This is a genomic window from Tateyamaria armeniaca, from assembly GCF_045797845.1.
Lineage (GTDB): Bacteria > Pseudomonadota > Alphaproteobacteria > Rhodobacterales > Rhodobacteraceae > Tateyamaria > Tateyamaria armeniaca.
Genome location: NZ_JBHDIY010000002.1, coordinates 859,686 through 879,052, shown reverse-complemented (window position 1 = coordinate 879,052; position 19,367 = coordinate 859,686). Strand labels below are relative to the sequence as shown.

Sequence of the window (19,367 nt, the reverse complement as noted above, 5' to 3'; positions counted from 1 at the left end):
GGACATTGCTGCCCGGCCTTTTTGATTTTCTTAGACGTTTCGCCGGCCCTTAGCCCTTGGAGAACTCGGGGTACGCTTCCATGCCCAGTTCGGACATATCGAGGCCGTTGATTTCGTCCTCTTCGCTGACGCGGATGCCCATGGCAGCCTTGAGGATGAACCACACGATCAGCGAGGCGACGAAGGTGAACACACCATAAGCCACGATGCCGGTAAGCTGTGTGACAAGGCTTGCATCGCCATTGTAAAAGACCACCGCGATTGTGCCCCAGATACCTGCAAAGAGGTGAACCGGGATCGCGCCAACCACGTCGTCCAGCTTGAACTTGTCGAGCATTGGAATGGCCAGAACCACGATGATACCGCCCACGGAACCGATCCACAGCGCCCCGAACAATGTGGGTGCCAGAGGCTCGGCAGTGATCGAAACGAGGCCCGCCAGCGCGCCGTTCAGCACCATGGTCAGGTCAGGCTTCTTGTAGAGGATCTGCGTCAGGACCAGGGCTGTGACAGCGCCGGCTGCCGCGGCCATGTTGGTGTTGGCAAAGATGCGCGACACGTCAGACACGTCACCCACGGTGCCCATCGCAAGCTGCGAACCGCCGTTAAAGCCGAACCAACCCAGCCACAGGATAAACGTACCCAAAGTGGCCAGCGCCAGGTTCGAACCGGGCATTGGTGTCACCTTGCCGTCCTTGCCGTATTTGCCAACGCGAGGCCCCAGAACAATCACACCTGCCAGAGCGGCCCAGCCACCAACGGAGTGCACGACAGTTGAACCAGCAAAGTCGGAGAAGCCCATTTCGGACAACCAGCCGCCGCCCCACTGCCAGGAACCGGAGATGGGGTACATGAAACCGGTCAAGACAATGACGAAGATCAGGAAGGGCCAGAGCTTGATACGTTCAGCCACGGCACCCGACACAATGGATGCGGTCGCAGCGACAAACACCAGTTGGAAGAAGAAGTCCGACCCGACCGAAGCATAGTCAAGGGCCGCATCCGCCGCCGACACGCCCACGGCGTCCAGCACGGTTTGCCCGCCCAAGGCGAAGTAACCGTTGAAGTCGCCGGGATACATCGTGTTGAAGCCGACCAGCCAGTACATGATCGCCGCGATTGAAAAGAGCGCGATGTTCTTGGTCATCTGCATCGTGACGTTCTTGGAACGGACAAGCCCGCCTTCGAGCATGGCAAAACCGGCGGCCATGAAGAACACAAGGAAACCCGCCATGCAGAACAGCAGGGTTGTCATGATATAGGGGCCGATCTCGTCAAAGCCCGGGGCGGCATCCTGTGCCAGCGCCAGCGTCGGCAAAGCGGTCAAGCCTGCGCCAACGAGGAGAGATTTCGTGAGTTTCATTTTCCGTTTTTCCCTTTGTTGGTGCGCTTAGATGGCGTCTTCGTTGGTTTCGCCGGTGCGCACACGCACGGCCTGTTCCACGTCGAGGACAAAGATCTTGCCATCGCCGATTTTGCCCGTCTGGGCTGTGTTTGTGATGGTCTGGACGATCTGGTCTGCCATGGCCTCTGCCACGACGATCTCGATCTTGACCTTGGGTACGAAATTCACGGCATATTCTGCGCCGCGATAGATTTCCGTGTGCCCCGATTGCGAGCCGAAGCCCTTGATTTCCGTGACCATCATACCGCGCACACCGGCTTCGGTCAGCGCTTCGCGGACCTCTTCCAGCTTGAACGGCTTGATCGTTGCAATGATGAGTTTCACCACGTGTCCCCTTAGATTGGCAGGTCGCCCTGCGGTACGCGGGCAAAAGATGGCATTCGCGGGGGCGCGCAAAGATTTGGCGGTGGATTTTGCGACCCCGGTCTTTGACATGTGCATAAAAAATGCGCAAATTCGTTTGTCTGCACAAATATCGGGCAAACAAGAATCGTGATGCTGTTTTGTCGGGGCGTGGCAATGCCCGTCAAAGTCGATATGGTGTCATGAAACAAAAGGCCGGGCAGGGGTCGTCAGATGCGTGATTCAAAAAAGGGCAAGCGGCCTTTGGTGGCAGAGCGTCGCTATGGTGCGAAGACCCAGAAACCGGCTGCGAAAAAGGCCGCTCCGACGCGGCGCAAGCGCAGTCCGCGCAAAAAACCGACGGGCAATATCTTGACCCGCCTGTTTCGATGGATTCTGCGCCTGATCTGGAAGATCACCTGGCGCGTCACTGTCGCGGCCTGCGCCGTTCTGGCGATGTTCGTCGGGTATTATTGGACCACGCTGCCGGATGTAACGGCGCTGCTGGATGGTCGCGCGCGCGGGTCCGTGACTTTGCTGGACCATCAAGATCAGATTTTTGCCCGCCGGGGTGATCAGTTCGGCGGTGCAGTGACAGCGCAATCGGTGTCCCCGGCCCTTCGGGACGCGGTCGTTGCGACCGAGGACAAGCGGTTCTATCGCCACTTCGGATTAAGCCCACGGGGCATTGCAAGCGCTGTGCGCATCAACCTGAGCGAAGGGCGCGGTCCCCTGTCGGGTCATGGTGGATCGACGATCACCCAGCAGACAGCCAAGCTGTTGTGTCTGGGCGATGAATATGTCCCCTCTGAATGGGAGAACGAGGCCGCTTATGTCGCTGATTGCCGCCGCAATTCGATTCAGCGCAAGGCGAAAGAAGCGATTTATGCGCTGGCGATGGAGGCCAAGTATTCCAAGGACGAAATTCTGTCGATCTACCTCAACCGCGCATACATGGGCGGTGGGGCTTATGGGGCCGAGGCTGCGGCGCAACGGTATTTCGGCGTTCCAGCGTCTGATCTGAACCCGTCGCAATCCGCGATGATTGCCGGTCTGCTGACCGCCCCATCGCGATTGGCGCCTACGTCCGATTTGCAACGCTCGCATGACCGCGCGGCGACGATCCTGCGCCTGATGGGCGAACAGGGGTACCTGTCTGACGCCGAAGTGGCGAAGTGGCAGCAGAACCCGTCAGGATTGGCCCCCGCAGCCCGGCGTAACGCAGGTGGGTATTTTGCCGATTGGGTGATGTCGACCGGCCCTGAATTCTTTACCCGCAACACTGTCGAAGATGTCATCATCCGCACCACCCTCGATCAGCGCCTGCAGCGCGCTGCCGAAGAGGCGGTAAATTTTGTTTTCGAGAACAAGGTGCGGGAAGGGTCCAAGGCCCAGGCGGCCGTCGTGGTGATGAGCGCGGATGGCGCAGTGCGTGCGATGGTAGGCGGGCGCGAAACGCGGGCCTCCGGCGTCTTTAACCGCGCGATTCAGGCCGAGCGTCAGACTGGCTCTGCTTTCAAACCGTTCGTCTATGCGGCCGCGCTCGAACTGGGATATTCGCCGATTGATACGGTCGAAGATGCACCGCTGACCATCGACATCCCCGGGTCTGGCCCATGGTCGCCCCGCAACTACACGAATGATTACAAAGGGCGGGTCACCCTGACTCAGGCGTTGCAGGATTCTGCTGAACATCCCGGCGGTCAAGGTGTCGGAATTCGTGGGCCGCGATCTTGTGCGCCGGGTGGCGAGCGAATTTGGCATCGATAGCGACCTGGCGGACGGACCTGCGCTGGCACTGGGTGCGTCCGAAAGCACGCTGCTGGATATGACCGGGGCCTATGCGGGCATCCTGAACGGTGGGTCGTCGGTGACGCCCTACGGTCTAGTCGATCTACGCCTGCAAGGGGATGACGCACCGCTGATGGGCACGGGCGGTGGTATCCGCGAACGGGTCATTCAGGACAAGGCAGCCACTGAACTGATCTGGATGATGGAGAAAGTCGTCAGCCAGGGTACAGGTCAGCGGGCCCAATTCGGCGGGCGCGAGATCGCGGGGAAGACGGGCACGACGCAAGCAGCGCGCGATGCATGGTTTGTGGGCTTTACCGCCGATTACGTGGCCGGTGTCTGGATGGGGTACGATGACAACACCCCGTTGACCGGGGTTACGGGCGGCGGACTACCGGCGGAAATCTGGCGCGAAACGATGGTGCGTGTCCACGAGGGCGTGCCTGCACGTGGCCTGCCTATGCGCGCGCCGGAAGGATCGCAGGTCCAACAGCCGCAACCCGCACCCGCCCAACCCCGGCAACGCGAGGTTCCGCGCACCACCGAAGGGCTGATCGAAATGCTTGTGCGTGAGATACTTGGCGGCGGCAATCGTTAGGCCCGCCATCCCGTTGTTGCGATCTAACCGGCGGACGCCAGATCCCTGATCATCTTGTCGATGCTCCCGCCATTGCGGTCGATCAACGCGCCAACCTCGGCCCGTTCGGTCAAAAGCAGGTTGATGCCCTCGATGAACATATTGAAGAACAGATCGCGCCCCGACCTGTTGGAAACATGGAAGGTCACTGTGAACGGCGCCTCGCCTTGCAGGAAGGCGGTCGTATCGACCTCGAACCAGTTCTTGACCTGACGCACGCCCTTGACCTCAAGCCGTCCTCCGATGAATTCCCGGAACCGCTTCCCGTATTTGCGCGCCACGTAACCCTGGAAAGCATCTGAAAACGCGCGTTTCTGCGCATTTGTGGCGCTGCGCCCGTCAGCGCCCATCGCATAGGCGGCGATGTAGGACGTGTCGCTGTAGCGCGCGAAAATACGCTCAAAGTCTGCGATCATCGCCCCTTCGCTTTTGCCGGATTCGATCACCTTGTTGATGTCTTTGATGACAGTGTTGATCAATTGTTCGGCGCTGGCTTCGGTCAGTGCCCATGCAGGCAGCGCCGGGGCCACCGCAGCGGCACTTGTCAGCGCCAGAAAATAACGTCTTTGCATATCAAAATCCCTCGGTGTCGAGTTCAAACGGGTCGATATCGGTCGTGGACTCCGTATCGCCCAGAGTAAATCTGCGGTTTTGCAGATAGATCAGTCGCGCTTGTGCGTAGCTGTCCGCACTTTCGTAAAGAATTGAGTCCACCGTCTCGGAAAAGCGTCCGCGCGCGCCAAGGCCGGAAGCCACAGAGGCTGCGGTTCCGTAATATTCCTCGGGGCTTTCCAGAACGTATGTCAGCGGGTTCGTGAACAGATCGACAAACCGGCCCGTGGCGCTGCGTGTCGTTGCCGGGCCAAGGAAAGGCAGTTCCAGATACACGCCTTCTTCCGCACCCCAGACGAAAAGAGTTTCGCCGAAATCGGTGTTATGGTCGGCCATTTTGAATTCCGTCGCCGGGTCGAAAAAGCCAAGCAATCCGAAGGTCGAATTGATGGTGAAGCGCAATGTAGACTGGCCAAAGCCGCGCAGATCCCCTTGCAGCAGGCTGTTCACCATCACCGAAGGCTGTCCAAGATTGGTTGCGAAATTGCCGATGGTTTCTTCGATTTCGTCAGGCAACACTTTCGTATAGCCGAGCGCTGCAGGGCGCACGATAGAACGATCAAGCCCCCGGTTGAACGCGTGCACCTTGCGGTTTTGCGCCTCATAGGGGTCGTTGATGCCTTCGGGTGTCAAAGCCGTCTGATTTGACCCGGCGCACGCCCCCAACATTGAAATAACAAGCACAAACGCTGCGGCGCGGTGCAGACGGGCAAATAGTGACAATTAAAATCTCCGGCGACTTCGTAACGATTACCTAGTGTTTCTGTGCAAAATGCAAAAGGCGCAATGTCGATTTGCTCGCATGTGGCCGTTGCGTGACACCAAGCGGGATCAATGGCTGGCGTTCGCTCAGGGTTGATCCGAGGGCGGGCGAAAAGGTGCTGATGCAACACGAACTGACACATCGCGGGCGGGCAGAACTGCGTGCTGCGCGCAAGAAAAGCCGCGCTTTGTATTGGATTGTTGGCCTGTTCAGCCTGTTTGCGAATCTGCTGATGCTGACCGGCCCGATGTATATGTTGCAGGTCTATGACCGCGTGCTCGGCAGCAAGAGCGAGGAAACGCTGATCGCCCTGTCGCTCTTGGTCGTGTTCCTCTACGGGGTCATGGGGCTTCTTGATTTTGTGCGTGGACGCATCATGGCGCGTGTCGGGGCGCGTTTTCAGGCTGACCTTGATCGTCGCGTTTTTGATGCGGTTGTGCGCAAATCGGCCCTTGCACCGGACACCCGCACACAGTCCGGCCTTGCCGATCTTGAGGCGATCCAGCGGCTGATGACCTCGCCGGTTTTGATGGCGTTTTTCGATTTGCCCTGGACGCCGATATTCCTCGCCGTGATTTTTGTGTTTCACCCGATGCTTGGCTGGCTGGCCGTGGGGGGTGGTGCGCTTTTGATCGTGATTGCCGTGTCCAACCAGTTGCTGTCCCGCCAGCCGCAAATGCGGGCCGGGCAGGCCGGTCAGGTTGCTGACACGATGTCCGATCAACTGCGCGTCGAGGCGGAAATGGTACAGGCCATGGGCATGCGCGATGCCGGGTTTGATCGCTGGCAACAGGCACGCGGTCAAGCGCTCGAAGAGCAGATACGCGCGACGGACATCGGGGGCGGGTTTTCGTCCCTGACCAAGACTCTGCGCCTGTTTCTGCAAAGTGCGATGCTGGGTCTTGGGGCCTGGCTGGTGTTGCAGGGGCAGATGACGCCGGGGGCGATGATCGCCGGTTCGATTCTGCTGGGTCGCGCACTTGCGCCGATCGAGGTGATGTTGAACCAGTGGCCCATTGTGCAGCGCGGATTGCGCGGCTGGGATGGCTTGAGCGTTCTGTTGGACGCAGTGCATCCGGAAACGCCGCGCACTGCTTTGCCCGTGCCTGCCGCGCATCTGGTCGCCAAGGGACTGACGGTTGTACCGCCCGGTGAAAAGGTGGCGGCATTGCGGGGGCTGGCCTTTGATCTGCCACCCGGAAAGGCGCTGGGTGTGATCGGACCATCCGGCGCGGGCAAGTCCACGCTGGCCCGCTGTCTTACGGGGTCTGGCACCCGGCGGCAGGGTCGATCCGGCTGGATGATGCGGCATTGGATCAATACGCACCTGACGTGCTGGGCCGCCATATCGGATACCTGCCACAGCGGGTGCAACTGTTTGACGGCACCATCGCTGAAAACATCGCGCGCTTGTCCTTGCAGCCGTACGCGGAAATGGTGGTGGCTGCCGCGCAAAAGGCCGATGCGCACCGGATGATCCTTGAACTGCCTGACGGTTACGATACCCGCATCCGCGCCGGGCAGCAGCGTCTGTCGGGTGGTCAGATCCAGCGCATCGGCCTCGCACGCGCCCTTTATGGCGACCCGGTCATTCTGGTGCTGGACGAACCCAACTCCAATCTCGACAACGAAGGGACGCAGGCGCTGAACGATGCGATCCGCACCGCCAAATCCGCGGGGCGGTCGGTCATGATCATGGCGCACCGTCCGGCGGCCATTCAGGAATGCGATCTGCTGTTGGTGCTGGATGGTGGTGCCTGCACCGCGTTCGGACCCAAGGACGACATCCTCAAGTCCATGATCAGGAACCACCATGACATTCAGCGCGCGCCCGCCCGGGCCGGAGGTGTGGCATGAGCGACAAACGATGGCCTGCGACGGTGCCCGTCTTGCTAGGGCTGGTGGGATTGGTCGTCTTGCTGGGTGGCTTTACGGCTTGGGCGACCCTGACCCAGATCGCGGGCGCCATCATTGCGCCCGGACGGATAGAGGTCGATCAGAACAGGCAGGTGGTGCAGCACCCAAGCGGCGGCGTTGTCGCCGAAATTGCAGTCAAGGAAGGTGATACCGTCAAGACCGGTGATCTGCTGATCCGCCTTGACGTCGCGCAGATGCAGTCGAGCCTTGCCATCGTCGAAGGGCAGATGTTCGAATTCATGGCGCGGCGTGGCCGTCTGGCTGCCGAACGGGATGGTCATGACGCGGTGACGTTCGACCCGATGCTGGTGGATGCCGCGCAGATCCGCGCAGAGGTGCGCGAAATGATGGACGGGCAGCGCGCCCTGTTCTTTGCACGGCGCGACTCGGTCGACCGGCAACGGGAACAGCTGGGCAAACGCATCGGGCAGACCCGCAATCAGATTATCGGGATCAACGCGCAAGAGGCCTCCCTTGCCCGTCAGTTGGTATTGATCGAACAGGAACTTGAAGCGCAGCAAAGTCTGCTGGCGCGTGGCTTGACCCAAGCGGCAGGGGTTTTGGCGCTGCAACGACAGGCCGCCTCGCTTGACGGGCAGTTGGGCGAACTGGCCGCTGCGCGCGCACAGTCCGAACAACGGATCACGGAAATCGAGATCGAGGTGCTGCGCCTGACCTCAAACCGGCGCGAAGAAGCCATTTCGCGTCTGCGCGACCTGCGCGCCCGCGAATTGGAATTGCAGCAGGAACGCATGGCTCTCGCCGCGCAAATTGACTTGATGGAGATCCGCGCACCTGTTTCCGGCATCGTCCACAACATGCGTGTTGAAGTGCGTCGTTCGGTTGTACGCGGTGCCGATCCGCTTTTGTTTCTGATCCCGCAAGATCGCCCACTGGTCATCGCCGCGCGCGTTGATCCGCTGCATATCGACCAGATCGTGGCCGGGCAGCAGGTGAACTTGCGCATTTCGGCGCTTGATCAGCGCACAACGCCGGAACTTGTCGGGCAGGTGATACTGGTGTCGGCCGACGCGTTCGAGGACGAGGCGCGCGGCGCCACTTACTATCGGGCGGAAATTGTCCTCAACCCCGGTGAGTTGGCCAAGTTGGACGCAGGACAGGTTCTGATCCCCGGCATGCCGGTCGAGGCCTTCATTCGCACGGCTGACCGGTCGCCCCTTGCCTATCTGATCCGCCCAATGGCGGACTATTTCAACCGGGCGTTTCGCGAATCCTGATCTTGGGTCTTTTGTGTTGCAGGGCTTACGTCTAGCGTCCGCATCAGAAACACACCCAGAAAGGATCACCAGATGTCCATCGCTTCCCGCCTTTCCGACCTTGGCGTCACATTGCCTGACGCGCCCGCCCCTGCGGCAAACTACGTGCCCTTCGTGCAAGTTGGCAACATCGTCTACGTGTCCGGCCAGATTTCAAATGGGCCCGATGGCCTGATCACCGGCAAATTGGGCGCGGACATGGACGTGGCAGGCGGTGCGACAGCGGCCAAAACCTGTGCCATCAGCCTGCTGGCGCAGGTCAAGGCGGCTTGCGGCGGCGACATCGAACGCCTCGTGCGCGTCGTGAAACTGACAGGATTTGTAAATTCGACTGCTGATTTCACGGACCAGCCAAAGGTCATCAACGGCGCGTCCGACTTTCTGGTCGAAGCCCTTGGCGATGCCGGACGCCACAGCCGTTCGGCCGTGTCGGCGGCATCTCTGCCCCTTGGCGTCGCGGTCGAGATCGAAGGCATTTTTCAGATCAAATGACACCGCACCTTGATCGCGCCTTTCTGGGCGCTCCGTTGGCGCACCGCGCTTTGCACGATGTGAGAGATGGCCGACCTGAAAACAGCCGGGCGGCCATCAAGGCCGCAATTGAGCACGGATATGGTATCGAAATTGATGTGCAGTTGAGCGCTGACAACGCGGCCATGGTGTTTCATGACTATGCTCTGGATCGGCTGGCCGAAGGGTCCGGCCTTGTCCGTGCGGTGTCAGCATCTGCGTTGTCCAATACCCCTCTGCGTGGCGTCAGTGAAGGGATACCGGACTTGCCCGAAGTCCTTGGGATGGTGTCCGGCCGTGTCCCCTTGCTGATCGAAATCAAGGATCAGGATGGGGCAATGGGAGATCGGATCGGCCCGCTTGAGGCGGCCACCGCTGCGGCCCTTGAGGGCTATGAAGGTCCGGTTGCGGTCATGTCGTTCAATCCGCATTCCGTTGCGCACATGCGCGCGCTGTGTCCCGATATCCCACGTGGTCTTGTGACCAGCGCGTATGATCCCGACGATTGGCCCCTGCCCAAGGCGGTCTGCGCGCACCTACGCGAGATACCGGATTATGACCGTGTCGGTGCTAGCTTTGTCAGTCACGAGGCCGCAGATCTGGCGCGTCCGCGCATTGCGGAGTTGAAGGCGCGAGGCGCAAATATCCTGTGCTGGACCATCAAATCGCCAGAGGCCGAGGCCGAGGCGCGCAAGATCGCCGAGAATGTGACCTTTGAAGGATATCTGGCCGCCCACCCCGGTTGAAGCCTTGGTCCCGCGCCACACATTGAACGCCACAGGCCATAGGGAACCGGTGTGTCCGAGCAAGAGATTGAAATTCGTGTGCTGCCCAGCCTCGGGGCCATTGACGCGGCGACCTGGGATGCCTGCGCCTGTCCGGAGGCCGTCAATGGTGCACGTCCGACCGATCCCTTCACGACCTATCGCTTTCTCAAGGCGCTTGAGGACAGCAATTCGGTGGGGCCGGGCACAGGCTGGCAGCCGCAATATCTGCAAGCGGTGATGCAGGGCCAAACCATCGGAGTCGCGCCGATGTATGCCAAAGGGCACAGCCAGGGCGAATACATCTTTGATCACAACTGGGCGCATGCCTATGAGCGGTCCGGCGGGCGATATTATCCAAAACTGCAGATCGCTGTGCCGCACACGCCCGCCACCGGGCGGCGATTTCTGACGCATCCCGATTTTGCGGAAACGGGGTTGGCGGCGCTGGTGCAGGGGGCGGTTCAACTGGCCGACAGCAACAGCCTCAGCTCGTTGCACGTCACGTTTTGCACCGAAAGCGAGCGGGATGCCGGTGCCGAACTGGGCCTCATGGCGCGCACCACGCAACAGTTTCACTGGCTGAACGATGGATACGCGGATTTTGACGGATTTCTTGCGACCCTCAGCAGCCGCAAGCGCAAGAATATCCGCAAGGAACGCAGACAGGCGCAGGACTTTGGCGGGACCATTCACACCTTTACCGGCGACGACTTGCGACCTGAACACTGGGACGCATTCTGGGAATTCTATCAGGACACAGGCGCGCGCAAATGGGGCACGCCGTACCTCACCCGCCGGTTCTTCCAGATCGCACAAGAGACCCTGCGGGATGACATGGCGCTGGTTCTGGCCGAGCGGGATGGACGTTATGTGGCGGGCGCATTGAACTTTATCGGGGCAGAGACGTTGTACGGGCGCTATTGGGGGTGTGTGGAGCATCACCCGTGCCTGCATTTCGAGTTGTGCTATTATCAGGCCATCGATATCGCCATCGCCAAAGGATTGGCGCGGGTCGAGGCCGGAGCGCAGGGCGAACACAAGCTGGCCCGGGGGTACCTGCCGACGCAGACCCATTCATTGCACTGGGTGAATGACGCCGGTTTTGCCGACGCCATCGCCAACTACCTCAGGGCCGAGCGTGAGGCGGTCGAGGAAGAAATTGAAATTCTCACGGAATATGGGCCCTTCAAACGGGTCAAGATCGAGGAACAGGAATGACAGAACGCCTAAGCGAAGAGACGCGGGACACCCTGCTGGATCCGCTTCTGAAAACCGGGTGGGAGGTCACGCAGGGGCGTGACGCCATTCAAAAGACCTTTCAATTCAATAATTTTGTTGACGCGTTCGGCTGGATGACCCGCGTGGCCATCTGGGCCGAAAAATGGGATCACCACCCGGAATGGTCCAATGTCTACAAGACCGTCGAGGTCACGTTGACCACGCATGATGTCGATGGCCTGAGCCCGCTGGACATCAAGCTGGCGCGCAAAATGGACGGGCTGGCAGGGTAATCAACATGGAACAATTGCAGCAATTCCTGTCCATCGAAATATGGGCGGGCAACACCGTTGGCGACTACCTGTCGCTTGAATTCCTCGTGTCCTTCATGGGGTCGGTCCTGGCCGTCATCCTGATTCTGATCGTCGGCTGGACCATCGCCGCATGGCTTGGCCGCCGCGTGGCCCGCGTCGGCGCGCGCAGCCGAGCATCTGGATGACACGCTGTTCAACTTCCTTGGGTCCATCGTGCGCTACGTGGTCCTTGGGTTCACCGCTCTGATCGTGCTCAACACGTTCGGCGTGCAGACCACGTCGGTTGTGGCTGCTGTTGGTGCGGCGGGTCTGGCCATTGGTCTGGCCTTGCAGGGCACGCTGTCAAACGTGGCGGCAGGCGTCATGCTGATCCTGTTTCGCCCCCTCAAGATCGGCGATTTCGTTGAAGTCGCGGGCAAGATGGGCACGGTCAAGGATGTCACGCTGAACTTCACTGAACTGGCAAACCTGAGCAATGTGCAGGTGATCATCCCCAATTCCGAGGTTTGGGGCAATGTGATCGACAACTACTCGACCTACCCGACGCGCCGGGTCGAGTGGACGTTCGGTGTGGGCTATGGCGCCAACCTCAAACAGGCAGAGGACGTCATCCGCGACACGATCATGGCGGATGAGCGGTCGCATTCCGAACCTGCCCCGTTCATTCAGGTCAACAACCTCAATGACAGCTCGGTGGATTTTCTGGTGCGTGTCTGGTGCAAAAGCGGCGACTACTTTCAGTATCAGGCGGATATGAAACGCCGGGTGAAGGAGGCGCTGGACAATGCCGACGTGCCCATTCCTTTCCCGACCCGCACAATCATTCAGGCCGCGGAGTGATCCAAATGAAAAAGGCCCCCGGAAATCGGGGGCCTTTTGTTTCATGCCTGAATTGGCGTGGGCTTACATGGATGCAAGCAGGCCTTCGCCGCCGGATACGTCGCAGACACCGGGATTTTCGTCTTCCTGCAGGAGCGTGACTGTGCCGTCCTCGACCACCATCGCGTAGCGTTTGGAACGGTTGATCAACCCGGCAGGGGGTGCTGTGAATTCGCGGCCCATAGCCTTGGTGAACGCCGAATCCGCATCGCCCAGCATGGTAATGCCAGCCTCGGTCGCGCCTGTCGCCTCGCCCCAGACCTTGAGAACGAAGGGGTCATTGACCGAGATGCAGATGATCTCTTCCACGCCTTTTTCCGCGAACTGATCCTTGGTGCGCACAAAACTGGGCACATGGGCCGTGCTGCACACGCCGGTGAAGGCGCCGGGCAGGGCAAAGATCACGACTTTGCGCCCTTTTGTCTTGTCGCTGAGTGCGACGGTTTCGGGGCCGTCCTCGCCCATATAGACCAGAGATGCGTCGGGAAGAGTGTCGCCTTGGGAAATTGCCATCGTGTTGGGCCTTTCTTGGAATTGCATGCGTCTTGCTGTGCGATATAGGCTGAGCGTCGGCAAAGGGCGAGAACAAAGGTTAATTTGATGGACCATGTGGTTGTGATCGGGGCAGGGCAGGCGGGCGCATCCTGCGTGGCCAAGTTGCGCAACGGTGGTTTTGAGGGTGACATCACCTTGATCGGGGCCGAGACAGCGCCGCCTTATCAGCGCCCGCCGTTGTCCAAGGCATACCTCATGGGTGACATGCCGCTGGAGCGGCTGTTTTTGCGCCCAGAGGCGTTTTACGCGGACCAGGACATTTCACTGCGTTTGGGCACCGAAGTGTCCGCCATAGATACGGACGCGCAGACAGTTACCGCAGGCGGCGAACAGTTGCGCTATTCCGATCTGGTTTTGGCCACAGGCTCGGTGCCGCGACGCCTGCCTGCTGCGATCGGCGGTGATCTTGATGGCGTGTTCGTTGTGCGTGATCTGACGGATGTGGATGCGATGGCCCCGAGGTTTGTGACTGGCGCACGCGTCCTGATCGTCGGCGGCGGGTATATCGGGCTGGAAGCGGCCTCGGTCGCGTCCAAGCTGGGACTGGAGGTGGTGCTGGTCGAGATGGCGGATCGCATCCTGCAACGTGTCGCCGCGCCCGAGACCAGTGATTATTTCCGCGCTTTGCACGCTGAACACGGTGTCGATATTCGCGAGGGTGTGGGCCTTGACCGTTTGATCGGTGAAGGGGCCGTGTCAGGGGCAGCCCTGAGCGATGGCAGCACCTTGGATGTGGATTTTGTCATCGTGGGTGTCGGCATCGCGCCCGGCACCGCACTGGCAGAAGCTGCAGGCCTCACAATCGACAACGGCATCGCAACGGATGCGCAAGGGCGGACATCGGCCAGCCACGTCTGGGCGGCGGGGGACTGTGCGTCATTCCCGTATCGCGGCGCGCGCATCCGCCTTGAAAGCGTGCCAAACGCGATTGATCAGGCCGAATGCGTGGCAGAGAACATCATCGGCGCGGGCAAGGATTACGTCGCGCGCCCGTGGTTCTGGTCGGATCAGTATGACGTGAAACTGCAGATCGCGGGCCTGAACACCGGCTACACCCACGTTGTGACTCGCGATGGCGGGGCGGCAAAATCGTTCTGGTACTTCAAGGATGGCACGTTGCTGGCAGTCGATGCGGCCAACGATCCGCGCGGATACATGATCGGCAAACGCCTGATCGAGGCGGGCAAAAGCCCGGATGCAGATGTGATCGCAGACCCGTCAAGTGACCTCAAGGCGTTGCTGAAGTGAGGATCATTGCCGGGCGCTGGCGTGGGGTACCCTGGCAACTGTCGGCAAGGGTGATCCCGGCGCGCATCTGCGCCCGACCCCGGACCGCGTGCGCGAATCCCTGTTTTCGATGCTGACAAGCCGTGGCGTGATCGAGGGCGCGCAGGTGCTTGACCTGTTTGCGGGCACCGGTGCGCTGGGGCTTGAGGCCCTGTCGCGCGGCGCTGCGCATGCGGTGTTTGTCGAAAATGGGCGTGTCGGGCAGCGTCTGATTGCCGACAATATTGCAAAGCTGCAGGCGCAGGACGCGACGCAAGTCATGCGCGGCGATGCAACACGTGTCGGCCCTTGGCCCGGCGCGCCCTTTGATCTGGTGTTTCTCGATCCACCTTATGACAAAGGCCTTGGGGAGCGTGCATTGGACGCTGTGCGCGACTGGCTGGCCCCCGGTGCGCTGGTGGTTTGGGAGGAAAGTGCATTCATGGCCCCGCCCGACGGGTTTGCACCAGTGGATCAACGCAAGTTCGGCACGTCCCACATCACGTTGATCGAGCGGACCTAACTGCCGCGATAGGTCGAGTAGCCAAAGGGCGATAGCAGCAACGGCACATGGTAATGTGCGTCCTCGTCCGTGATCCCGAAACGAATGGGCACCTGATCCAGAAATTTGACCGCATCGTCGTTCAGATCGTGCGCATCCAGATAGTCACCGCAGTAAAAGATCAGCTCGTACTGTCCCGCGGTCATCTTGCCCTTTGGCAGGATCGGTGCGTCCGTCCGGCCATCGGCATTGGTCACCGCCTCGGCGATTTTTGTGTGGGAATTGCCGGACACACGGTAAAGCGCGATGGCAATCCCGTCGGCTGGCACGCCACGTGCCGTGTCCAGAACATGGGTGGTCAGATATCCAGCAGCCATTGCATCCCGCCTCTTCATCGCTCAGATTATGTGCATCTCACTCCGTTTCCGAAGGGAAGTCCATGGCCGACACGAGCCCCCGTTACCCGCGCGATTTTTACGGGCACGGGCCTGATCGCCCGGACGCGGCGTGGCCGGGTGGTGCGCGTATCGCGGTGTCTTTCGTGCTGAACTACGAAGAGGGGGGCGAGAACTGCATCCTGCACGGAGATGCAGCATCCGAGGCGTTTCTGTCCGAAATCGTGGGCGCCGCCCCTTGGCCCGGGCAACGCCATTGGAACATGGAAAGCATCTATGATTATGGCGCGCGGGCCGGGTTCTGGCGCTTGCACCGTCTGTTCACCGAAAGCCGCCTGCCGGTCACCGTCTATGGTGTCGCCACCGCCCTTGCCCGCAGCCCGGCACAGGTCGAGGCGATGCAGGATGCGGATTGGGAAATCGCCAGTCACGGGCTGAAATGGATCGACTACAAGGATCATTCGCCTCAGGACGAGGCTGCGGATATGGATGCAGCCATCAAACTGCACACTGAGGTCACGGGTGAACGCCCCAAGGGTTGGTACACTGGCCGCTGTTCGATCAACACCGTGGCGCTGGCGTCGGAACGCGGCTTTGACTGGATCAGCGACACCTACGATGACGATCTGCCCTACTGGACGCGCATCGCGGACAAGGATCAGCTGATCATCCCCTATACGCTTGATTGCAACGACATGCGCTTTGCCACGCCACAGGGGTTCAATGCAGGCGATCAGTTCTTTGCCTATTTGCGCGACAGTTTCGACGCACTCTATGCCGAAGGGGCGGCGGGGCGGTCTGCCATGATGAGCATCGGCCTGCACTGCCGCCTGATCGGGCGGCCCGGTCGGGTGCAGGCGCTGCGCAAGTTCATTGAATATGTGCAGGGACACGAAGGTGTCTGGTGCGCCCGCCGGGCCGATATTGCCGCACATTGGACGGCGACGCATCCAGCCAAGCCGCGTCGCAACTGGCACCAGATGGAACACGCCGATTTTGTTACGAAATTCGGTGGGATCTTTGAACACTCGCCATGGATTGCCGAAGGCGCACATGCACTGGAACTGGGCCCTGCCCATGACACACCGCAGGGGCTGCATAGCGCCCTTTGCCGTGTCTTTCGTGCGGCATCGGATGATCAGCGTCTGGACGTGCTGCGCGCCCATCCGGACCTAGCTGGCAAACTGGCGGCGGCCAAGCGGCTGACCAGCGAAAGCACCGAAGAACAGGCAAGCGCGGGCCTTGATGCGCTGACGGACGATGAACGCCAGCGGTTTGATACGCACAACAACGCCTACGTGGCCAAGCACGGTTTTCCCTTCATCATCGCAGTCAAAGATCACGACAAGGCGGGCATTCTGCGCGCCTTTGAACGGCGCATCGCCAATGACACCGACACCGAATTTGCCGAAGCCTGTCGGCAGGTCGAACGCATCGCGCGTCTGCGGCTGGAGGCCCTATGACCACCTACGCCTTCCCCCCGGGGGTCATCCGGATCAAAGCAATTCGCCCGTGGGCACCGCCATCTTTACTGACGCCTATGCTGTGATCCCCGCCGTCACGCAGCGCGATATCGTCACCTCGTTCCTGCCCGGTTGGGACAGCACGCGGGCATGGATACTGGCGCGCCCGCTGTCCGGTTTTGCCGAAACCTTCGCTCAATACGCGATTGAGCTTGGCCCCGAGGGCGGCAGCAACACACCAGAACCGGAGATGGACGCGCAGGCGATCCTGTTTGTGGCCCATGGCACAGCGCACCTGACGTTGGGTGCAACTGTACATGTGATGACGCCAGGCAGCTACGCCTACATCCCGCCGGGCGCGCAATGGACGCTCTGGAACCGGGAGGATGTGCCTTGCGGCATTCACTGGGTGCGCAAACGCTTTGTGCAGGGCGACGGGCTAACCCTGCCTGAGCCGGTCATCACCCATGAAACCGATGTGCGCGCCGTCCCGATGCCCGGAACAGACGGTGCGTGGGCCACGCAGCGTTTCGTTGATCCGCTCGACCTGCGTCACGATTGTCACGTAAACCTCGTGAACTTCCTGCCCGGTGCACGGATTCCCTTTGCCGAGACGCATGTGATGGAACACGGGCTTTACGTGCTGCAGGGCACGGCGGAATACCTGCTCAACACCGATTGGGTCAGCGTCGGGCCGGGCGATTTCATGTGGCTGCGTGCGTTTTGCCCCCAAGCGTGCATCGCGACGGGCACCGAACCCTTCCGCTATCTGCTGTACAAGGATGTGAACCGGCATGTTCCGCTCTGACATCCGCTGTCAGCCCCTGACGGCAGAGGCTTTTGGGCCCTTCGGCGACGTGCTGGACTGCGCCGGAGCGCCGGACAAGATGATCAACCAGGGCATGTGCGGGCGCTTCCACGACCGTGCGTCGATGGAGTTCACCGATGGGCGGGCCGGTCTGAGCCTGTTCAAGGCGACGCCCCGCACATTGCCTTACACCCTTAATCTGCTGGAACGGCATCCAAAGGGCAGTCAGGCCTTTATCCCGATGTCCGAACACCCGTTTCTGGTGACCGTCGCGCCTGATGAAGACGGGACGCCGGGGCAACCGCTCGCCTTCCTGACGGCCCCCGGTCAGGGCATCAATCTGCACCGCGGCACATGGCATGGTGTGCTGACGCCGCTGCACCTGCCCGGTTTGTTTGCAGTTGTGGATCGGATCGGGCCGGGCGCGAACCTGCAGGAGTTTTCGCTTGATCCGCCCTATCGCGTGGTTTCATAGTTTGCCCGAGCCGCGATCAAGACGGCCTGAACCAGGGACAAATCTATGACTGACATGACCGACGGGGTGTATTCGGACCCGAACGAAACGCCACCCCTTATCGAAGCTGTGCCCCTTGGGCTACAACACGTGCTGGCGATGTTTGCCTCAAACGTGACGCCCTCGATCATCGTGGCCGGGGCGGCGGGACTTGCCTTTGGCGGACCGGAACAGGTCTATCTTATCCAGATGGCCATGCTGTTTGCCGGTATCGCGACGCTGTTCCAGACCATCGGATTGGGGCCCATCGGCGCGCGTTTGCCAATCATGCAAGGCACCAGCTTTGCCTTTGTGGGTGTGCTGGCAGGGATTGCCGCGACACAAGGGCTGAGCGTCGCGCTTACCGCCTGTCTGATCGGCGGGGTCATCCACTTTTTCCTCGGCTCGGTCATCCAGCATCTGCGTTTTCTCTTTCCGCCCCTGATCACCGGCCTCGTGATCCTTGCCATCGGCCTTTACCTGATCCCTGTGGCGATCAAGTACGCCGCAGGCGGGGCAGCAACCTTCCAGATGGAGGCTGAAAGTTTCGGCTCTCTCATGCACTGGTCAGTTGCGCTGAGCGTTGTGGTTGTGGCCCTTGTGCTCAAATTCTTTACCAAGGGGATCATTTCAAACGCGGCGATCCTGATTGGGCTGGTGGTTGGCTATCTGCTGGCCATCGCCTTTGGCATGGTGAACTTCAGCGCCGTGACCAATGCGTCGCTGTTTATGACGCCCCAGCCGCTGCCTTACGGTTTCGAATTCAGCCTTGGCGCAGTCATTGCCGTGACGCTGGTCAGCATCGTGTCGGCCATTGAAACGGTCGGCGATGCGTCGGCCACGACCAAGGCAGGCGCCGGGCGCGAGGCGACCGACAAGGAGATTGCGGGCGCGACCTATGCTGACGGTCTTGGCACTGCGGTGGCGGCCGTGTTCGGCGGGCTGCCCAACACGTCGTTCAGCCAGAACGTAGGGATTGTCGGCATGACCGGCATCATGTCGCGCCATGTCGTGACCATCGGTGCCTTGTTCCTGATCCTGTGCGGGCTTTTGCCCAAAGTCGGCGCTGTCATCGCGTCGATGCCTTTGCCCGTTCTGGGCGGCGGTGTGATCGTGATGTTCGGCATGGTGGCCGCTGCGGGCCTCAACGTGCTGAGCGAGGTCAACATGAACCGGCGCAACATGGTGATCATTGCGGTGTCTCTCGCCGCCGGTCTGGGCCTCAACCTCGTGCCGACTGCGGTCCAGTATCTGCCGGGTGTGGTCAAGACGCTGATGACGTCCGCTGTGGCCCCGACTGCGGCTGTCGCCATAGCCCTCAATCTGCTGCTGCCCGACGAAGTCTAGCAGCCATCCAGACACGCAAAAACGGAAAGCGGAGGCACGCGCCTTCGCTTTTTGCGTCCTGCAGCCGAAAAATTTCAATGCCCGCGACAATACGCCCATCCTTTGA

17 protein-coding genes and 3 pseudogenes are annotated in these 19,367 nt (G+C 60.6%); 14 read left to right on the top strand and 6 right to left on the bottom strand.

The window, feature by feature from the left end; genetic code table 11:
- Positions 1-49: 49 nt before the first annotated feature.
- Both ACERZ8_RS04335 and ACERZ8_RS04330 read right to left on the bottom strand, forming a co-directional pair.
- Positions 50-1,363 carry an ammonium transporter gene (locus tag ACERZ8_RS04335; protein WP_407590903.1) on the bottom strand — a complete coding sequence of 438 codons (1,314 nt, stop codon included), beginning with the start codon at positions 1,361-1,363 and terminating at the stop codon, positions 50-52.
- Between the two features lie 27 nt (positions 1,364-1,390).
- Entirely contained in the window at positions 1,391-1,729 is a 339-nt protein-coding gene (locus tag ACERZ8_RS04330; protein ID WP_407590901.1) for a P-II family nitrogen regulator, read from the bottom strand.
- A 252-nt stretch (positions 1,730-1,981) separates the two neighbouring features.
- On the opposite strand from ACERZ8_RS04330, the pseudogene ACERZ8_RS04325 reads away from it, so the two are divergent.
- Positions 1,982-4,136, top strand: a pseudogene (locus ACERZ8_RS04325) (transglycosylase domain-containing protein).
- A gap of 23 nt (positions 4,137-4,159) precedes the next feature.
- Here ACERZ8_RS04325 and ACERZ8_RS04320 read toward each other — a convergent pair.
- Entirely contained in the window at positions 4,160-4,747 is a 588-nt protein-coding gene (locus ACERZ8_RS04320) for an MlaC/ttg2D family ABC transporter substrate-binding protein (RefSeq protein ID WP_407590900.1), read from the bottom strand.
- A gap of 1 nt (position 4,748) precedes the next feature.
- The gene (locus ACERZ8_RS04315) at positions 4,749-5,456 is read right to left on the bottom strand and encodes an MlaA family lipoprotein (protein WP_407590898.1); all 708 of its coding nucleotides are present in this window, start codon (positions 5,454-5,456) and stop codon (positions 4,749-4,751) included.
- 215 nt (positions 5,457-5,671) lie between these two features.
- On the opposite strand from ACERZ8_RS04315, the pseudogene ACERZ8_RS04310 reads away from it, so the two are divergent.
- The 7 genes and pseudogenes from ACERZ8_RS04310 (at position 5,672) to ACERZ8_RS04280 (ending at position 12,393) form a co-directional block, all read left to right on the top strand.
- Positions 5,672-7,407, top strand: a pseudogene (locus ACERZ8_RS04310) (type I secretion system permease/ATPase).
- Positions 7,404-8,705, top strand: a complete 1,302-nt coding sequence (locus ACERZ8_RS04305) for an HlyD family type I secretion periplasmic adaptor subunit (RefSeq protein ID WP_407590897.1) — start codon at positions 7,404-7,406, stop codon at positions 8,703-8,705. Before ACERZ8_RS04310 ends, ACERZ8_RS04305 begins: the two are co-directional and overlap by 4 nt.
- A gap of 72 nt (positions 8,706-8,777) precedes the next feature.
- A complete protein-coding gene (locus tag ACERZ8_RS04300) occupies positions 8,778-9,236 on the top strand; it encodes a RidA family protein (protein ID WP_407590896.1) in 459 nt (152 codons plus the stop codon).
- Positions 9,233-10,000: a glycerophosphodiester phosphodiesterase family protein gene (locus tag ACERZ8_RS04295; protein WP_407590895.1), complete on the top strand. Its 768-nt coding sequence runs from the start codon at positions 9,233-9,235 to the stop codon at positions 9,998-10,000. Before ACERZ8_RS04300 ends, ACERZ8_RS04295 begins: the two co-directional genes overlap by 4 nt.
- Before the next feature lie 51 nt (positions 10,001-10,051).
- Positions 10,052-11,239, top strand: a complete 1,188-nt coding sequence (locus ACERZ8_RS04290; RefSeq protein WP_407590894.1) for a GNAT family N-acetyltransferase — start codon at positions 10,052-10,054, stop codon at positions 11,237-11,239.
- Positions 11,236-11,532 (top strand): 4a-hydroxytetrahydrobiopterin dehydratase, encoded by a 297-nt coding sequence (locus tag ACERZ8_RS04285; RefSeq protein ID WP_407590893.1) that lies wholly within the window; start codon positions 11,236-11,238, stop codon positions 11,530-11,532. The genes ACERZ8_RS04290 and ACERZ8_RS04285 overlap by 4 nt, the downstream gene beginning before the upstream one ends.
- A 5-nt stretch (positions 11,533-11,537) precedes the next feature.
- Positions 11,538-12,393, top strand: a pseudogene (locus ACERZ8_RS04280) (mechanosensitive ion channel family protein).
- A 63-nt stretch (positions 12,394-12,456) separates the two neighbouring features.
- Here the strand turns inward: ACERZ8_RS04280 and ACERZ8_RS04275 are convergent.
- Complete coding sequence (locus tag ACERZ8_RS04275; RefSeq protein ID WP_407594152.1) at positions 12,457-12,945, bottom strand: peroxiredoxin; 489 nt, start codon at positions 12,943-12,945, stop codon at positions 12,457-12,459.
- 87 nt (positions 12,946-13,032) lie between these two features.
- On the opposite strand from ACERZ8_RS04275, the gene ACERZ8_RS04270 reads away from it, so the two are divergent.
- On the top strand, positions 13,033-14,235 hold the full coding sequence (locus ACERZ8_RS04270) for an NAD(P)/FAD-dependent oxidoreductase (RefSeq protein WP_407590892.1): 1,203 nt from the start codon (positions 13,033-13,035) through the stop codon (positions 14,233-14,235).
- 88 nt (positions 14,236-14,323) lie between these two features.
- A complete protein-coding gene (locus tag ACERZ8_RS04265) occupies positions 14,324-14,776 on the top strand; it encodes an RsmD family RNA methyltransferase (protein WP_407590891.1) in 453 nt (150 codons plus the stop codon).
- Here the strand turns inward: ACERZ8_RS04265 and uraH are convergent.
- The gene (uraH, locus tag ACERZ8_RS04260) at positions 14,773-15,132 is read right to left on the bottom strand and encodes a hydroxyisourate hydrolase (protein ID WP_407590890.1); all 360 of its coding nucleotides are present in this window, start codon (positions 15,130-15,132) and stop codon (positions 14,773-14,775) included. The genes ACERZ8_RS04265 and uraH overlap by 4 nt on opposite strands.
- A 62-nt stretch (positions 15,133-15,194) precedes the next feature.
- Between uraH and puuE the strand changes: the two genes are divergently transcribed.
- Genes puuE through ACERZ8_RS04240 form a run of 4 tightly spaced genes read left to right on the top strand, consistent with a single transcriptional unit; the run spans position 15,195 to position 19,261 of the window.
- Positions 15,195-16,613 carry an allantoinase PuuE gene (gene puuE / locus ACERZ8_RS04255; RefSeq protein WP_407590889.1) on the top strand — a complete coding sequence of 473 codons (1,419 nt, stop codon included), beginning with the start codon at positions 15,195-15,197 and terminating at the stop codon, positions 16,611-16,613.
- Between the two features lie 49 nt (positions 16,614-16,662).
- Complete coding sequence (locus tag ACERZ8_RS04250) at positions 16,663-17,421, top strand: bifunctional allantoicase/(S)-ureidoglycine aminohydrolase (RefSeq protein ID WP_407590888.1); 759 nt, start codon at positions 16,663-16,665, stop codon at positions 17,419-17,421.
- Positions 17,408-17,896, top strand: coding sequence for an ureidoglycolate lyase (locus ACERZ8_RS04245; protein ID WP_407590887.1), 489 nt, complete (start codon positions 17,408-17,410; stop codon positions 17,894-17,896). Before ACERZ8_RS04250 ends, ACERZ8_RS04245 begins: the two co-directional genes overlap by 14 nt.
- 45 nt (positions 17,897-17,941) lie before the next feature.
- Positions 17,942-19,261 (top strand): uracil-xanthine permease family protein, encoded by a 1,320-nt coding sequence (locus ACERZ8_RS04240; protein ID WP_407590886.1) that lies wholly within the window; start codon positions 17,942-17,944, stop codon positions 19,259-19,261.
- Positions 19,262-19,367 lie beyond the last annotated feature (106 nt).

Bases quoted from the DNA above. Each gene is read 5' to 3' on its own strand.
- ACERZ8_RS04270 (WP_407590892.1), top strand. From the start codon at position 13,033: ATGGACCATGTGGTTGTGATCGGGGCAGGGCAGGCGGGCGCATCCTGC.
- ACERZ8_RS04320 (WP_407590900.1), bottom strand. From the start codon at position 4,747: ATGCAAAGACGTTATTTTCTGGCGCTGACAAGTGCCGCTGCGGTGGCC.
- ACERZ8_RS04240 (WP_407590886.1), top strand. From the start codon at position 17,942: ATGACTGACATGACCGACGGGGTGTATTCGGACCCGAACGAAACGCCA.
- ACERZ8_RS04300 (WP_407590896.1), top strand. From the start codon at position 8,778: ATGTCCATCGCTTCCCGCCTTTCCGACCTTGGCGTCACATTGCCTGAC.
- ACERZ8_RS04275 (WP_407594152.1), bottom strand. From the start codon at position 12,945: ATGGCAATTTCCCAAGGCGACACTCTTCCCGACGCATCTCTGGTCTAT.
- ACERZ8_RS04295 (WP_407590895.1), top strand. From the start codon at position 9,233: ATGACACCGCACCTTGATCGCGCCTTTCTGGGCGCTCCGTTGGCGCAC.
- ACERZ8_RS04305 (WP_407590897.1), top strand. From the start codon at position 7,404: ATGAGCGACAAACGATGGCCTGCGACGGTGCCCGTCTTGCTAGGGCTG.
- ACERZ8_RS04335 (WP_407590903.1), bottom strand. From the start codon at position 1,363: ATGAAACTCACGAAATCTCTCCTCGTTGGCGCAGGCTTGACCGCTTTG.
- ACERZ8_RS04315 (WP_407590898.1), bottom strand. From the start codon at position 5,456: ATGTTGGGGGCGTGCGCCGGGTCAAATCAGACGGCTTTGACACCCGAA.
- ACERZ8_RS04245 (WP_407590887.1), top strand. From the start codon at position 17,408: ATGTTCCGCTCTGACATCCGCTGTCAGCCCCTGACGGCAGAGGCTTTT.
- uraH (WP_407590890.1), bottom strand. From the start codon at position 15,132: ATGGCTGCTGGATATCTGACCACCCATGTTCTGGACACGGCACGTGGC.
- puuE (WP_407590889.1), top strand. From the start codon at position 15,195: ATGGCCGACACGAGCCCCCGTTACCCGCGCGATTTTTACGGGCACGGG.
- ACERZ8_RS04285 (WP_407590893.1), top strand. From the start codon at position 11,236: ATGACAGAACGCCTAAGCGAAGAGACGCGGGACACCCTGCTGGATCCG.